This window comes from Tenacibaculum tangerinum (genome assembly GCF_029853675.1).
GTDB lineage: Bacteria > Bacteroidota > Bacteroidia > Flavobacteriales > Flavobacteriaceae > Polaribacter > Polaribacter tangerinum_A.
This window is the reverse complement of the sequence record NZ_CP122539.1, coordinates 2,483,463-2,499,343: the sequence shown is the minus strand read 5'-3', so window position 1 is coordinate 2,499,343 and position 15,881 is coordinate 2,483,463. Positions and strand designations below refer to the sequence as shown.

The window sequence follows — 15,881 nt, the reverse complement described above, 5'->3', positions numbered from 1 at the left end:
CCAACTAAAAGGAACCGCTCCGCTAGGGGCGGTTTTTCGTTTTATAATAATACCATTTATAATTTGAAATGGTATAACATAAAAAGTTTACCTTTATGCAAAACAAAAAACCATGCAACAAACTGCTTTAATTACAGGAGCAACCTCTGGCATTGGCAAGGCAACTGCTCAATTTTTTGCAAAAAACAACATCCGCTTAATTATTTGCGGTCGACGTATTGAAAAGCTACAACAATTACAACAAGAACTATCAGAATTTACCAAAGTACATATTTTACAATTTGATGTTCGCTATAACGAAGAAGTACAAAAAGCCATTAATAGCTTACCTAGTGAGTTTAAACATATTGATATTCTTATTAACAACGCTGGAAATGCGCACGGATTGAATAGTATTCAAGATGGAAGTATTGACGACTGGGATGCGATGATTGATGGAAATGTGAAAGGACTTTTGTACGTTTCAAAAGCCATCATTCCTCAAATGGTGAAACGCAACAACGGATTTATCGTAAATATCGGTTCTACCGCAGGAAAAGATGTGTATCCTAACGGAAATGTATATTGTGCTTCTAAGTTTGCTGTAAATGCCTTAAATAAAGGAATGCGTATGGACTTAAACCAACACAACATTCGTGTGAGTGCGATTCATCCAGGATTGGTAGAAACCGAATTTTCTGAGGTTCGTTTTAAAGGAGATACTGAAAGGGCTAAAACCGTTTATAAAGGTTATAAAGCATTGCAACCAGAAGATATTGCAGATATTATTTATTTTGTAGTAACCCGCCCTTACCATGTAACGATTGAAGATCTCATCGTATATCCAACAGCGCAAGCAAGTGCAACGATAATACACAAGGAAAATGACTAATTATTCTAACGTAATTGCTGGGTGTATGCGATGGGGAATTTGGGGTGAAAATTTAGATACACACCAAATGGTAAACCTAATAGAAGCCTGTGTTCAAAATGAGGTAACTACATTCGATCATGCAGATATTTATGGAGACTATACTACAGAAAGTTCCTTCGGAAAAGCACTTGAATCAAGTTCTATAAAACGAGAAAACATACAGCTTATTTCTAAGTGTGGAATTCAGCATACAGGAAATACCAGAACAAATAGAATTAAACATTACGACTATTCAAAAAAGTACATTATTTGGAGTGTAGAGCAATCTTTACAAAACCTAAAAACCGAATATTTAGATCTACTTTTGTTGCATAGGCCAAGTCCTTTAATGCACCCTGATGAAATTGCAGCGGCTATTGAAACACTCATATCGCAAGGAAAAATTAAAGATTTCGGGCTCTCTAATTTTACTCCGCTACAAACACAATTGATAGCAAGTAAAACCACCGTTTCGGTAAATCAAATAGAAGCTTCGTTAAGCCATTATACACCTTTGCTTAATGGAGATTTAAACTATATGCAACTTCATCATATTCAGCCGATGGCTTGGAGTCCGTTAGGCACCTATTTTACAGAAGATTCCACTAAAAATCTTCAAATAAAAGAAGAAATGCTTAGGTTGACTCAAAAATACAATGCTACCGAAACTCAAGTATTGTTAGCTTGGCTTTATCAACATCCATCACAAATAATTCCTGTCATTGGAACCACCAAAAAAGAACGAATAATCGAAGCGGTAGCTGCACAAAAAATTATTTTAGAAACTGAAGACTGGTTTGCTCTACTAGAGGCTAGCCAAGGGCATAAAGTACCTTAAAATGATTAACAAGCGCTTACTTATTAAAAACTTACTGTCTCATAACGATGAGAATAGTTTTTATGATAAAAAGCAGAAGTTATCTTTAGATTCTAAAGAAGGAAAAGCAAAATTTATTAAACATGTTTGCGCACTTTCTAATTCGAACCCTACCAATAATTCTTATATTGTTATTGGTATTGAAGATGAAGAAAATAAAATTGTTGGGGTAGATTTTTACGACGATAGTAAAATACAAAACTTGGTAAATGCATACCTGAACAACCCACCGAAAATAGAATATGAAAATGTTCCTTTTCCACGTTTAGAACGACATAAAGTAATCGGACTGGTAACAATTTATCCTACCAAATTAATTACCTCCTTAGCTAAGAATTCCTGGAAATATCGTAAAGGAACTATTTTTTATCGCAGAGGAAGCAACTCAATGCCTGCGGAAGAAAACATTGTTCTTAAAAACAATAACAAAGCCATTGTTGAAGCTATTGAAAAAAATGCTCGTAATAACATTCAACTTACCCTCGATGGTGTTTTTGATTTTATAAACAGGCATAAACCAGAGTACAATCCGCAATACAAGGTGTTTAACGAACAATTTGTGTTGTGTTGGGCAGGGAAACAGAAAAAAATTAACGATGAGGTATTTTTTACACGTGTTGATATTGAACTGATAAATGAGCAAGTCCGCTTGTTTTTTTCTTCGTTAGATGATGTTCAAATCAATTATAACGAACAATCATTCATTATTACCGAGTACATTGTTTTAGGGATTGACAAGAGTGAAAAACGCTATCCACTAGAAAAAACAATCATCAATTTCAAAGATAACGGAAAGCATGATATTGTTACCGAATTTCTATTTGAGGCACCTCAATACGATAGCAACATCTTACAGCATATATACAATAATAATAACAGCATTGTAGCAAAAATTGTAAACAACAAACCTCTTTCGGTTACCGAGCACGAAGATGTATATCGACTCCCTACTTCTTATTTAATCTGTTATTTAAACGGATTTGAAAGCGCTGCTCTACAACTTAAAAAAGCAAAATATTACATTAAAAACCTCGAAGATAAAACCACGTACATCAAATACAAAGAGGCCATGCGAGTAATACGTAAAGTGAAGTATAATTAATACAATCTCATAAGCAGGTATTAAAAAAGCTGTTGATTTCTCAACAGCCTTTAAAAATAGTAATAGTTTGAACTTTAAATTTAAATTACTTATTCTTGATTTTCAATAGCTTCTTTAATTTTATTTTCAAGCTCCTCCATTAGTTCAGGATTGTCTTTAATAACACCTTTTACAGCATCTCTACCCTGACCTAACTTCGTTTCTCCATAACTAAACCAAGAGCCACTTTTCTTTATAATTCCATACTCTACACCAATGTCTAAAACTTCTCCCACCTTTGAGATTCCTTCTCCATACATAATATCAAATTCTGCTTGTTGAAAAGGTGGAGCTACTTTATTTTTTACAATCTTAACTTTGGTGCTGTTACCAACTACTCTATCGCCATCTTTAATTTGTGTTCTACGACGAATATCTAAACGAACCGATGCGTAAAACTTCAAAGCATTACCTCCTGTAGTTGTTTCAGGGTTACCGAACATAACTCCGATCTTTTCACGTAACTGGTTAATAAATATAACCGTACAGTTTGTTTTACTAATCGTACCTGTTAGCTTACGTAAGGCTTGTGACATTAAGCGTGCATGTAATCCCATTTTAGAATCTCCCATTTCACCTTCAATTTCAGATTTTGGTGTTAGGGCTGCAACCGAGTCAATGACTACAATATCAATCGCTCCTGAACGAATCAAATTATCGGTTATTTCTAAAGCTTGTTCTCCATGATCGGGTTGCGAAATAATTAAGTTATCAACATCTACTCCTAAACTCTCTGCATAAAAACGATCGAAAGCGTGTTCTGCATCGATAAAAGCGGCAATTCCTCCTGCTTTTTGGGCTTCGGCAATCGCGTGAATAGTTAAGGTTGTTTTACCCGAAGATTCTGGTCCGTAAATTTCTATAATTCTTCCGCGAGGATATCCTCCTACTCCTAAGGCTAAATCCAATCCTAAAGAACCCGACGATATTGCATCTATGTCTTCTACTTGGCTGTCGCCTAACTTCATTACCGTTCCCTTACCGTAGGTTTTATCTAACTTATCTAGTGTAAGTTGAAGCGCTTTTAGTTTCGCTTCTTTCTCTTTATCTGCTGCCATAAATCGTGCTAATTATTTTAAATAATAAGAATGGCTAAGTTATGAAAAACTAGGCTTATTATCCTATATTTTTATGTTACATTTTGTAATATTGTACTTCTTAAAAAAGTAAGGATGTCAAATCATCGCCACTTCATGATATACAAGCCTTATGGTTTCTTATCACAATTTATTACCAATCAAAAAAAGGGAGGAAAACATAAACTGTTAGGTGAATTATACGACTTTCCAGAAAAAACCATGGCTGTTGGTAGATTAGATGCTAAATCGGAAGGTTTGTTGTTATTAACAACTGACGGAAAAGTAAGTGATTTTATTACCACCAGAGGTGATGTTGAAAAGGAATATTATGTACAATTAGATGGTGCTATTACTTCAACAGCAATTGAACAGTTAAAAAATGGCGTTGAAATTGGTTTCGATGGAAAAAAATATAGAACGAAACCTTGTAAGGTTCGTTTGATTGATGCTCCGAATCTTCCAGAACGTTCTAAAAAAATTCGTGATGCTCGTCACGGTCCTACTCCATGGATATCGGTTACTTTAACTGAAGGAAAATTCAGACAAGTACGTAAAATGACTTCCGCAGTTGGTTTTCCTACACTTCGCTTGGTACGTGTTCGTATAGGTGATATTTTATTAGGAAATATGCAAGTCGGGCAGGTTAAAGAGGTAGGGGAATTGATTTAGTTTTTAAAAATAATCTTTCAAATTTAACTTTTCAATTAACGTTTCTTTTGAATAATCCACAGCTAGGTGAGTTGAAATACTATATTCATCAATATAATCTTCACTTTTCTTTAATTTATCTGTCGCTATAAGATAATGAAAATATAATTTTTCACCTTCAAATAACTGACGAATCTTAGTTTCTAAACCAAATGGTAATATCTTCGTAATAGACTTTTCTTTATAACTTTTACTAAAAAAAGATTCTGATTTTATAATTCCTAAATTATCTTTAAATCTATAAGGCATCCAATCATTATTTTTTGCCCTAATTTTCATTATTTCACCGTCTTCTGTACCAATACTAACTACATATTTTTCGTCATTTATCCATACTGAATCCAAGTGTTCACCTGTGTCTGATTCAGAAGTAACTTTTGAGTTATTAGGACTTAAAATACAATCAAAACTCAATGCTCTTTTATGATCATTCAACTTATGTATTTTAAAAATCCAACCTATAGTTTTTTCAACTTCAATTTTATTCAACCAATTTTTAACATCATAAAATTTTATAATTTCAATTTTAAATGAACTTGATAAAATATTATAACCTAATTCACTAGTAATTATTTTAACTTCATCATCACTTTTAATGCGAAGTGATATTTCACCTAAATTAGTCAAAAAATTACTTATTTTCATTATTAATTCTTTACCATTCTTATATGCGGAATTCCATCTTCTAAATACCCTTCTCCTACTTGTTTAAATCCGTGAGATTCGTAGAACTTCTGTAAATAGGTTTGTGCAGAAATGGTAATTGTAGTTTCTTTATAGTTATCAGAAATAGCCTTGATAGCTACTTTCATCAAATCGTGTCCGTATCCATATCTACGTTCCGTTTTCTTTACGATAACCCTACCGATACTAGGCGTATTAAAATATTCACCACTGTTAAACAAGCGTGCATAGGCGATGATATTACCTTCTTTTACTCCTAAGACATGCAATGCTTTTTGATCTTTACCGTCTAAATCTTGATACACACAATCTTGTTCAACAACAAAAACTTCAGAACGTAATTGAAGTAAATCATACAGTTCTGAAGTTGTTAATTCTTGAAATCTTTTTACTATAAAATTCATTAACAGCAAGCTATCTTTTGTACTCGGTTTGCATGACGCCCACCTTCAAATTCGGTAGCTAAGAAAATCTTTACAAAACCTAGTGCTTGTTGTAACGATACAAAACGAGCTGGAATTGTTAAAATATTAGCATCGTTATGCTGACGTGTTAATGCTACCAATTCATTATTCCAACACAAGGCAGCACGTACCCCTTGATGCTTATTAGCCGTCATCTGTGCTCCGTTACCACTTCCACATAAAATAATTCCCATGGCTGCTTGTCCTGTCTCTACAGCTTCTGCAGCAGGATGAATAGCATCAGGATAATCCATACTATCCGTATCATTTGTACCAAAATTAAGTACTTTATACCCTAATTCTTCTAAAAGATTAACTATTTCGAATTTGTATTCGGTACCTGCGTGATCATTTCCTACAGCGATTGTCATAATTTGTTGATTTTAATTTAGTTGTGATTTACAAAAATACAGTTATTCACGATTATCAACAGTAATTAACAATGCTTTTTTTAGCATTCTTAATAACCTATTTAAAATTAAGGAGTTAAGCTATATTACCAAATTGTTAAGAACTCATAGTAGATTCTGAAAAGAAAATTTGATTTTCTAAATAAATTTTACAATACAAGAAGAACAATTACTTATGCAACTTTTTTTGTAAGATTTTAATGAACATTTATCAACATAAAATTAACCTCTTTTTTACATTGAGAATTAAATTAACTATTCATAATTTGTGGTGAATTACTGTTTATAACTTTTGTTAATAAGTACATCTTATAATTGATTTTTAAGATTTTATTTAACTCATAACTTGTTTATTTATTTTAATAAGTCACTTCTCCAAAAATAACCTCCATTTTTTATTCCATATATCAACACACTATTATAACAATCATTTCTTTTTTTAAATTTTTAAAAATCTTTTTATTAATAATATACTATGTTAATAACAATTTTAAAACTATAATTCTTAAGAATTCTCTTATATATAGAGTTGTGAGAATTTGAAGGAAACAAGTGTGATTTATATTTGACGTTTCCGCCTAGCGAAATTGCAAAAAATAATATGCAATTACGATGCTTGTTAATAACTGTTACCAAATAGTAATAAGGCTCAAAAGTTTTTTTTATAAGCTTTGATAAGGTATACTGTGTCTTGTTTTACAACTTTTGAAGGAATTTTTTTATTCAAAGCAGCATGAATACTCATTACAGTTACAATAATTCCTGTAATGAATATAAAAATGAATAGTGCTATTATTTTTCGTAAGTTTTTCATTTACAACCACCTTCTATTATTAAAGACGTGTGAGTTTGGTAAATGTTACAATTTTTTTAAGATTTCCTTAACTTTTTATGGTACAACAATTCGAATAGCACTTTTAACAATACTTACTTTTACTTTCCCCGTACCTATTAATTCTCCATCTGCTTGAATATAAGGTTTATTATCAATGTTTTTTGGAGTTATTAACAAAGAGTTAGAGCTATAAGTTTCTACCTTTTTATGTTGAAGTATTTTTCCGTTATACAATCTTTTTATTGAAACTAATACATCCCAAAAAGAAAGGTTTTTAGCAATAGTAATATCCAACAAGCCATTATTAGATTCTTTATAATCAGTTAATTGCATACCACCACCAGAATATTTACAAATACCAAACAGAGTCATTAAGCACTTTGTTTCAATAGAAATATCATCAATATCTATTTTTAAAGTAGTTTTTTTATAGAATAAAATTCCTGCTATTCCACTAATTAAATAAGCAATAGAGCCGAATCTTTTCAATTTATTTAACTTATTAACAACATAGCCATCAAAACCTATACCAGCAACATTATTAAAGTAAGTAGTAGTATTAGACAACTCTAAGTAACCTACGTCTTGAAAAATTGACTTTTCTTTTTTTATTAAATGAATAGCAGTTTTAATGTTTTTAGGTATATTATATGTTTTAACCCAATCATTACCAGTACCTAAAGGAATTACAGCAACAGTAATATCTTTTGAATTAATACTATTTTGAGTCATAATTCCGTTAATAATATGATGTAAAGTACCATCTCCACCTACAGAAATTATTTTTGTATACCCTTTATCAATAGCTAGTTGAACAATCGTTTTTTCACGTTTTGAATGTGCTGTTAAAGCATATTCATAAGCAATATTATTTATTTTTAATTCTTGTTGAATTTCATTCCAATATTTATTAAAGTTACCATTACCAGCTACAGGATTAACAATTAAAAACCAAGAACTATTCATATAAAAACTTTTGAATGAAGAGGAGAAAAGTACGAAATGAATTTATAACAATTATTTTAAATCACTTACATTAATTTTATTCGTACTTTGGCAAAAAATTAAATAAGACGAAAGATTAATGACTAGAAAGAAAAAAATCTATAAAAAAAAGGGAAAAGTTATTAAAAACCTTACCCGAAGCATTTTCAAAATACTTAACGAAGACAGTAATAAAAATTACAACTACAAGCAAATAGCTTCAAAAATGGGAATTTCTGATACCGATGGAAAAACTCAAATTATTAAAAAGCTAGCAGAACTTACAGCTAATAAAAAAATTAAAGAAGTAGACAGAGGCAAGTATCAAATAAATGAAGATCGAAAATATCATATTGGTACTTTAGACGCTACTTCCAATGGCAATGCTTACTTTATCTCAGACGATTTTGAAGAAGATATTTTTGTTCCTTCTGTTAATTTAGGAAAAGGACTGCATAATGATACTGTAAAAGCGTATGTATATAAAAAGAGAAGAAGCAATAAGTTAGAAGCCGATGTCGTAGAAATCATAGAAAGAGCGAAAATCGAATTCGTTGGTGTGCTACAGATGAATAAAAATTTCGGATTCGTTTTGCCCGATAATACGAAAATGTATGCCGATATTTTTATATCACAAAGTAAACTAAATGGAGCCAAACACGGTGAAAAAGTAGTAGCTAAAATAACGGATTGGCCCGAAAACTCTAAGAATCCGTTTGGAAAAATTACGCAGGTTTTAGGAAAACCAGGAGATCATAATACCGAAATCCATTCTATTTTATTAGAATACGGACTTCCTTATGAATTTCCTGAAGAAGTAGAAAAAGAAGCTTCAGAATTACCGATAGCAATTACCAAAGAAGAAATTGCCAAACGAAGAGACATGAGAGGCGATTTAACCTTTACCATCGATCCTAAAGATGCTAAAGATTTTGATGATGCGCTATCGTTTACCATATTAGAAAATGGAAATTACGAAATAGGAATTCATATCGCCGATGTATCTCATTATGTGCAACCGAAAACTATTTTAGATGATGAAGCTTATGACCGTGCAACTTCTGTGTATTTGGTAGATAGAGTAGTACCCATGCTTCCCGAAATGCTCAGTAACGGCGTATGCTCTTTAAGACCTAATGAAGAAAAGTTAACATTCTCTGCTGTATTTGAAATGAATGAGAAAGCACAGATTGTAAAGCAATGGTTTGGTAGAACAGTAACTTATTCTGATAAACGTTTTGCCTATGAAGAAGCGCAAGCAATTATAGAAACGAAAAACAATACCATACCTGCAGATGTTTCTCTTACAGGAGAAGCTTATGAAGTTGATGAACGTATTGTTGAAGCTACCCTTAAATTAGACGAATTGGCAAAGAAAATGCGCAAAAAACGTATGAAATCTGGTGCCATTTCTTTTGATAGAGTAGAAGTAAAATTTCATTTAGATGAAAATGCAAATCCTACAGGAGTTTTCTTTAAAGAAGCGAAAGATGCTAACAAATTAATCGAAGAATTCATGCTACTAGCCAATAAAAAAGTAGCACAATTTGTAGGATTATCTGCTGGCAAGCCAAGTAAGAAAACCTTTGTATATCGTGTACACGATGAACCCGATGTTGATAAGTTAGCAGCGTTACAAAATATTATTAGCAAGTTTGGATACAATATCAATACCGAAACACCTGAAAAAACGTCTCAAAGTTTAAATAAACTATTAAAAGATGTTCATGGTAAGGGAGAAGCCAATATGGTAGAAACACTCGCCATACGTTCTATGAGTAAAGCTGAATATACTACTCAAAATATTGGTCATTACGGATTGGCATTTGATTATTACAGCCACTTTACTTCTCCTATTCGAAGATATCCTGATGTGATGACACACCGTTTGTTACAACATTATTTAGAGGGTGGCAAGTCTCCAAAAGCAGAAATTTATGAAGAAAAATGTAAACATTCTTCAAAAATGGAAGAATTAGCAGCGAAAGCCGAAAGAGATTCTATCAAATACATGCAAGTCAAATACATGCAAGATCATAAAGATGAAGAATTTGAAGGCGTGGTTTCAGGCGTAACTGAATGGGGAATTTATGTAGAAATCAAAGCGAATAAATGTGAAGGTATGGTTCGTATCAAAGATTTAAAAGATGATTATTACATATTTGATGAAAAACAATATGCCGTTATAGGACAATCTACCAAAAATATGATTCAATTAGGTGATGACGTTGTTGTAAAGGTAAAACATACCGATTTAGAACGCAAACATCTTGATTTTGAATTAATTTCACACGAGTAAGCAATAAAATTACTTATTTTTCTTTATGGTATTGGTACAATTATTGAAAGTACACAATCAACTAATAGAATTTTATATGAAGAAGTTAGCAATTATAAGTTTGTTTTTGATGACTTTTACAGCTTCAGCACAAACGACCATAACAAAAGAATTAGAAAGTTTTTATCAACTAAAAGTATACAGTGGTATTGATTTGGAATTGGTAAAAGCTGATACTTCTAAAATTGTAGTTACTGGCGAAAAGGCAGATAAAGTAAAAATAAAAATTGAAGGTTATACCTTAAAAGTATTATTAAAATTTCCTGAAACTATTGCTGATGGTAAAGTAAAAGCAACTTTGTATTACAACGAAGATTTAGAAGTAATTGATGCTAATGAAGGTGCTATTATTACAGGAAAAGATATTGAACAAGAACAAATTGAAATTAAAGCTCAAGAAGGTGCTTTTATAAATCTTGTGGTAAACATTAAGCACTTAAAAGTAAAAAGTTCTTCAGGGGCTGTGATTAAGCTTACAGGGACTACTAAGAATCAAACAGTAGAGGCAAATTTGGGTGGCATGTATCACGGGTACAAACTTGAAGTAGCACAAACCAATATTGTTCAAGCTGGCTCTGGGTCAAAAGTGGAAGTACAAGCAGGTGAAACTTTAGATGCGAAAGTATCGTTCGGAGGAACTATTTTTTACAAAGGGACACCAGAAGTTTTAAGAGATAAAAAAGTAATTGGTGGGGTAATTGAACACCGAAGTTAATTTCGTATCTTTGTAGCGCAAAACTTAATAAAAATGAATGAACTTACTATATTTTTAGGGATTCCAGGAGGGTATCAAATTGTAATTGTATTAGTTGTTATTCTATTACTTTTTGGTGGAAAAAAGATACCTGAGCTAATGAAAGGATTAGGTTCTGGTATAAAAGAGTTTAAAGACGCTAGTAAAGCAGATGAAGATAGTACTGATAAAGTAGAAGAAAAAAAATAAGGTATTATCAATACATTATAAAAAAACCGAAACGCTAAAGTTTCGGTTTTTTTATTTTTTTACTTATTATTTATCACTTTTTTTTCCTGTGCTTTTTTCATGGCCTCACCTATCTGATTACTCGCAGTAAAACTAGCTACCATATCGTTTAGCATATTGCTTCCAGCTTGTGGCGCATTAGGCAGTAAAATTAAGTTACTATTGGTTTCTTCACCTAACGATTGTAATGTATCGTAATGTTGTGTAACTACAATCAAAGCAGAGGCTTCTTGGCTGTTAATGCCTACACGATTTAAAACTTCGACAGACTCTTCTAAACCACGAGCAATTTCACGACGTTGATCGGCAATACCTTGTCCTTGTAAACGTTTACTTTCAGCTTCAGCTTTTGCTTTTTCAACAATTAAAATACGCTGAGCATCCCCCTCATATTGAGCAGCAACTTTTTCACGCTCTGAAGCATTGATACGGTTCATAGCAGCTTTTACTTGTGCATCTGGATCAATATCGGTAACCAATGTTTTTATAATATCGTACCCGTAATCCATCATCGCATCATTCAACTCTGCCTTTACAGCAATGGCAATATCGTCTTTTTTCACAAATACGTCGTCTAACTTCATTTTAGGAACTTCTGCACGAACTACATCAAATACATACGAGGTAATTTGATCGTGCGGATAATCTAGCTTGTAAAAAGCATCATACACTTTTTCTCGTATTACTTTGTATTGTACCGATACTTTTAGTTTCACAAAAACATCATCTAAGGTTTTTGTTTCAACAATAACATCTAATTGTTGAATTTTTAAACTTAATTTTCCTGCAATTCTATCTACAATAGGAATTTTTAATTGAAGTCCTGAGTGACGAATACTTTGAAAGCGACCAAAACGCTCTATAATGGCGGCGGTTTGTTGTTTAACAATAAAAAATGAGGATAGTAAAATAATAATTCCGAAAAATATAATCGGATACATAAAAACAGGCATAGTTTTAAAATTTTAGTTAGTAATTTTTTTATAAAGATACTATTAAAATAGTACATACTAATAAGACTATTTTTTTTGATTTGTTACAATTCTTTTTTTAAAAATTATATTTGCAAAAAATCAACACATGGAACTTATACAACAAAGCATCACAGAAATTTTAATTCTACTTTTTTTAATAGTTACTTTTTTACAATCAGGAATCGATAAGGTAAGCGATTGGAAAGGAAATTTATCTTTTATTAAAGAACACTTCAAAAATTCTCCACTCAAAAATTCGGTGCCCATTTTATTGGCTATTATTTTAGTCATGGAATTATTAGCGGGTGGATTAATGTTTGTTGGAATTTTTCACTTAGCAACAACAGGTAATCATACTATTGCTTTAATTGGTGCAGAACTTTCTGCAGTAACGTTAATCTTCTTGTTAATTGGTCAACGTTTAGCAAAAGATTATGCTGGTGCAATGACGTTAGCAGTTTACTTTATTATTACAATTTTAGGGGTGTATTTATTAAATAGATAAAACTTATTAAATAATTATAATATAATTAATTTTAATTATATAAAAACCTGTTAAAATATACGTTTTAACAGGTTTTTATATTTTTGTAAGGTGTTTGTATGTTTTTATATTTTAAATCCTTTAAAATAGTTTTAAATTAATTTTACACACTTTTTAAGATATAAATTAAAGAAGAGTATTCACCAGATTGTTTTGCTTTTATATTTGATTTCAATCCGATAAAAAAAGCACAAATTGGTCGTATTTTTTTAGTTTTATTTTTTTCAGAAAGTAAGGAAACATAAAAAGAATCAAACTTCATAGGAATGGTCTTTTCAATTTTCATGTTAACAAATGAAAATATTTTAGAGATAGAAGTTCTTGAAAAATGCCATAAATGTCTTGGTACGTCATAGGCAGCCCAAAACTCTTTATAGTGTTTTGCATCAAAACTTTTATAATTTGGAACAGCGACGATTAAAGTTCCGTTTGGTTTTAGAAGTAGCTTAAGTTGTTGTATGTATTCTGCTAAATTAGGTACATGTTCTAATACATGCCATAAAGTAATTACATCGAATTTCTTTTGTTCAATTTCTGTTAAGTTTTCAAAAAGAAACACCTTTTTTTATTCGCAAATTCTCGTGCTTTTTTAGAAGGTTCAACCCCTGTTATTTTCCATCCATCATCTTGACAGACTTTTAAGAAATCACCAGTACCTGCACCAACATCTAAAATCGATTTATCTTCTGTATTAAAAGAATTAATTAATTTTAATTTTTTCTTTAACGTGTAGTTTTTAACTAACTGATAGGTTTTATCGAAAAGAGAAGTTTTACTATCTGTATGAGAAATATAATCGTCACTAGCGTAGTACTGTTCTAAATTATCTGGTACAGGAGAAGTAACCAACATATCATAATCTTCGTTTTTCATTACTTCATAGCTCTCAGAAGATACTGTGTAATCTATACAGTTTAGAAACGGGTTTAAGTTTATATATAACTCTTTTTCTGTAGTCAAGTTGATGTTGCTATTTATGTTCCATGTGGAACCTTTAATTTACAAGACAATTATACGTAAAAAAATAAAATGTTCCACATGGAACATTTTATTTTTTTATAATTTTAAATTGCTGTTTATCTACCCATATAAACCAGTAAAACAGAAATATCACTAGGTGAAACTCCACTAATTCTACTTGCTTGTGAAATGGAAGTGGGTTGTATTTTAGATAACTTTTCCCTGGCTTCGTACGACAATGATTTTACTTTACTGTAATCGAATGTCGACGGAATGGGTACGTTTTCTAATCTATTCAATTTGTCAGCATTGTTTTTTTCTTTTTCTATATATCCAGAATATTTTAAATGAATTTCAACTTGTTCTATAATTTCATCATCAATTGAATGCTCTTGTATATAGTTTTTAAGTTTGTCTATTGACTTAAAATCAGAAAAAGATAACTGAGGTCTTGCAGCAATTTTGTACAACTTCATAGATTGATTTATAGTTGCTAAATTTTTACGTTCTAAAATAGGATTGATATCTTCTTTACTAACACTTAAATCTTTTATAAAATCGATTAAGTTTTGAGTTTTCTTCTTCTTCTCTTCTACCCTATTCATTCTTTCTTCAGAAGCCAAACCTAATTTATACGCTTTTTCTGTAAGACGTAAATCGGCATTATCTTGTCGTAATAAGGTTCTGTATTCTGCACGAGAGGTAAACATACGATAGGGTTCTTCGGTTCCTTTGGTAATTAAGTCATCAATCAAAACACCGATATATGCTTCACTTCTTTTCAAAATAAATGGTTCTTTATTTTGGGTTTTTAAGGCTGCATTTACACCTGCCATTAATCCTTGTGCAGCTGCTTCTTCATAGCCTGTTGTACCGTTAATTTGACCCGCAAAAAACAAGTTTTCAATCAACTTCGTTTCTAAATTATGTTTTAATTGTGTTGGCGGAAAATAATCGTATTCAATTGCATATCCATATCTGAAAAATTTGACGTTTTCAAAACCAGGGATAGCTCGTATTGCTTTATCTTGAATATCTTCTGGTAGCGATGTTGAGAATCCGTTTACATAAATTTCTACCGTATTCCAGCCTTCGGGTTCTACGAAGATTTGGTGACGTTCTTTCTCTGCAAAACGATTGATTTTATCTTCTATAGAAGGACAATAACGAGGTCCTGTCGATTTAATTCTACCATTAAACATTGGCGAGCGTTCAAATCCTTCTCTAAGCAAATCGTGTACTTCAGGATTCGTATATGTGAGGTAACAAGAACGTTGTTTCGTTAAAGGCTTTGTTACGGGTAAATAAGAGAATTTTTCTGGAGTAGCATCACCTGGTTGCTCAGTCATTTTAGTATAATCTAACGAACGACCATCTACACGAGGCGGTGTTCCTGTTTTCATTCTACCAGCTTCAAAACCTTTTGCAACCAAATCTTCGGTTATTCCTGTTGAAGCCCCTTCTCCTGCTCTACCACCACCAAATGTTTTTTCACCGATATGAATTAATCCGTTTAAAAAAGTACCAGCAGTTACAATTACCGTTTTTGCTTTTATCTCTAAACCTAAAGCAGTTTTTACCCCTACAATCGTATTGCCTTCAAACAATAATCCGTTTACAGAATCTTGATAAAAATCTAGATTTTCAGTTTGTTCTAACAACGTTCTCCAGCACTCAGCAAATTGCATTCTGTCTGATTGTGCTCTTGGACTCCACATAGCGGGTCCTTTAGATTTGTTAAGCATCTTAAACTGAATTGCTGTTTTATCGGTTACAATTCCGCTGTAACCTCCTAAAGCATCAATTTCACGTACTATTTGCCCTTTTGCAATTCCACCCATAGCAGGATTACAACTCATTTGAGCAATGTTTTGAAGGTTCATTGTAATTAACAAAGTGTGCGCTCCCATATTTGCACTAGCTGCTGCTGCTTCACTACCAGCGTGCCCACCTCCTACTACAATAACATCGTATGTCGTATTAAATAAACTCATTTTTATAGTTAGTTC

Annotated in this window: 18 protein-coding genes; 8 read left to right on the top strand and 10 right to left on the bottom strand. The window is 31.8% G+C overall.

Features of this window, described 5'->3' with window-relative positions:
* Positions 1-112: 112 nt before the first annotated feature.
* The 3 genes from P8625_RS11080 to P8625_RS11070 are packed head-to-tail and all read left to right on the top strand — an operon-like array spanning position 113 to position 2,871.
* Positions 113-871, top strand: a complete 759-nt coding sequence (locus P8625_RS11080; protein ID WP_279650526.1) for an SDR family NAD(P)-dependent oxidoreductase — start codon at positions 113-115, stop codon at positions 869-871.
* A complete protein-coding gene (locus P8625_RS11075) occupies positions 864-1,730 on the top strand; it encodes an aldo/keto reductase (protein ID WP_279650525.1) in 867 nt (288 codons plus the stop codon). The genes P8625_RS11080 and P8625_RS11075 overlap by 8 nt, the downstream gene beginning before the upstream one ends.
* Before the next feature lies 1 nt (position 1,731).
* Positions 1,732-2,871: an ATP-binding protein gene (locus tag P8625_RS11070; protein WP_279650524.1), complete on the top strand. Its 1,140-nt coding sequence runs from the start codon at positions 1,732-1,734 to the stop codon at positions 2,869-2,871.
* Between the two features lie 89 nt (positions 2,872-2,960).
* Here the strand turns inward: P8625_RS11070 and recA are convergent, their stop codons facing one another.
* On the bottom strand, positions 2,961-3,968 hold the full coding sequence (gene recA / locus P8625_RS11065) for a recombinase RecA (RefSeq protein ID WP_279650523.1): 1,008 nt from the start codon (positions 3,966-3,968) through the stop codon (positions 2,961-2,963).
* Positions 3,969-4,103: 135 nt separating this feature from the next.
* Between recA and P8625_RS11060 the strand changes: the two genes are divergently transcribed.
* A complete protein-coding gene (locus tag P8625_RS11060; protein WP_322790480.1) occupies positions 4,104-4,658 on the top strand; it encodes a pseudouridine synthase in 555 nt (184 codons plus the stop codon).
* Between the two features lie 3 nt (positions 4,659-4,661).
* On the opposite strand, the gene P8625_RS11055 is transcribed toward P8625_RS11060, so the two are convergent.
* The 5 genes from P8625_RS11055 to P8625_RS11035 form a co-directional block, all read right to left on the bottom strand.
* Positions 4,662-5,342, bottom strand: a complete 681-nt coding sequence (locus tag P8625_RS11055; RefSeq protein WP_279650521.1) for a hypothetical protein — start codon at positions 5,340-5,342, stop codon at positions 4,662-4,664.
* A 2-nt stretch (positions 5,343-5,344) separates the two neighbouring features.
* Entirely contained in the window at positions 5,345-5,785 is a 441-nt protein-coding gene (locus tag P8625_RS11050) for a GNAT family N-acetyltransferase (RefSeq protein ID WP_279650520.1), read from the bottom strand.
* The gene (gene rpiB / locus P8625_RS11045) at positions 5,785-6,216 is read right to left on the bottom strand and encodes a ribose 5-phosphate isomerase B (protein ID WP_279650519.1); all 432 of its coding nucleotides are present in this window, start codon (positions 6,214-6,216) and stop codon (positions 5,785-5,787) included. Before rpiB ends, P8625_RS11050 begins: the two co-directional genes overlap by 1 nt.
* Before the next feature lie 688 nt (positions 6,217-6,904).
* On the bottom strand, positions 6,905-7,069 hold the full coding sequence (locus P8625_RS11040; protein WP_279650518.1) for a hypothetical protein: 165 nt from the start codon (positions 7,067-7,069) through the stop codon (positions 6,905-6,907).
* Positions 7,070-7,144: 75 nt separating this feature from the next.
* A complete protein-coding gene (locus P8625_RS11035; protein WP_279650517.1) occupies positions 7,145-8,056 on the bottom strand; it encodes a diacylglycerol/lipid kinase family protein in 912 nt (303 codons plus the stop codon).
* Between the two features lie 118 nt (positions 8,057-8,174).
* On the opposite strand from P8625_RS11035, the gene rnr reads away from it, so the two are divergent.
* The 3 genes from rnr to tatA all read left to right on the top strand — a co-directional run bounded on the left by rnr (position 8,175) and on the right by tatA (position 11,355).
* The gene (gene rnr, locus P8625_RS11030; RefSeq protein ID WP_279650516.1) at positions 8,175-10,373 is read left to right on the top strand and encodes a ribonuclease R; all 2,199 of its coding nucleotides are present in this window, start codon (positions 8,175-8,177) and stop codon (positions 10,371-10,373) included.
* Between the two features lie 76 nt (positions 10,374-10,449).
* Positions 10,450-11,127: a head GIN domain-containing protein gene (locus P8625_RS11025; RefSeq protein WP_279650515.1), complete on the top strand. Its 678-nt coding sequence runs from the start codon at positions 10,450-10,452 to the stop codon at positions 11,125-11,127.
* Between the two features lie 33 nt (positions 11,128-11,160).
* Positions 11,161-11,355, top strand: a complete 195-nt coding sequence (gene tatA, locus P8625_RS11020) for a twin-arginine translocase TatA/TatE family subunit (protein WP_279650514.1) — start codon at positions 11,161-11,163, stop codon at positions 11,353-11,355.
* A gap of 59 nt (positions 11,356-11,414) precedes the next feature.
* On the opposite strand, the gene P8625_RS11015 is transcribed toward tatA, so the two are convergent.
* Complete coding sequence (locus P8625_RS11015) at positions 11,415-12,335, bottom strand: SPFH domain-containing protein (RefSeq protein WP_279650513.1); 921 nt, start codon at positions 12,333-12,335, stop codon at positions 11,415-11,417.
* Positions 12,336-12,474: 139 nt separating this feature from the next.
* Here P8625_RS11015 and P8625_RS11010 point away from each other — a divergent pair, with 139 nt between their 5' ends.
* Positions 12,475-12,873 carry a DoxX family protein gene (locus tag P8625_RS11010; RefSeq protein ID WP_279650512.1) on the top strand — a complete coding sequence of 133 codons (399 nt, stop codon included), beginning with the start codon at positions 12,475-12,477 and terminating at the stop codon, positions 12,871-12,873.
* Between the two features lie 142 nt (positions 12,874-13,015).
* Here the strand turns inward: P8625_RS11010 and P8625_RS16400 are convergent, their stop codons facing one another.
* From P8625_RS16400 to mnmG, 3 genes are all read right to left on the bottom strand, one after another.
* Positions 13,016-13,471, bottom strand: a complete 456-nt coding sequence (locus tag P8625_RS16400; protein WP_407704737.1) for a class I SAM-dependent methyltransferase — start codon at positions 13,469-13,471, stop codon at positions 13,016-13,018.
* Positions 13,450-13,872 carry a class I SAM-dependent methyltransferase gene (locus P8625_RS16395; RefSeq protein WP_407704736.1) on the bottom strand — a complete coding sequence of 141 codons (423 nt, stop codon included), beginning with the start codon at positions 13,870-13,872 and terminating at the stop codon, positions 13,450-13,452. Before P8625_RS16395 ends, P8625_RS16400 begins: the two co-directional genes overlap by 22 nt.
* A gap of 116 nt (positions 13,873-13,988) precedes the next feature.
* Positions 13,989-15,866, bottom strand: coding sequence for a tRNA uridine-5-carboxymethylaminomethyl(34) synthesis enzyme MnmG (mnmG, locus tag P8625_RS11000; RefSeq protein ID WP_279650511.1), 1,878 nt, complete (start codon positions 15,864-15,866; stop codon positions 13,989-13,991).
* Positions 15,867-15,881 lie beyond the last annotated feature (15 nt).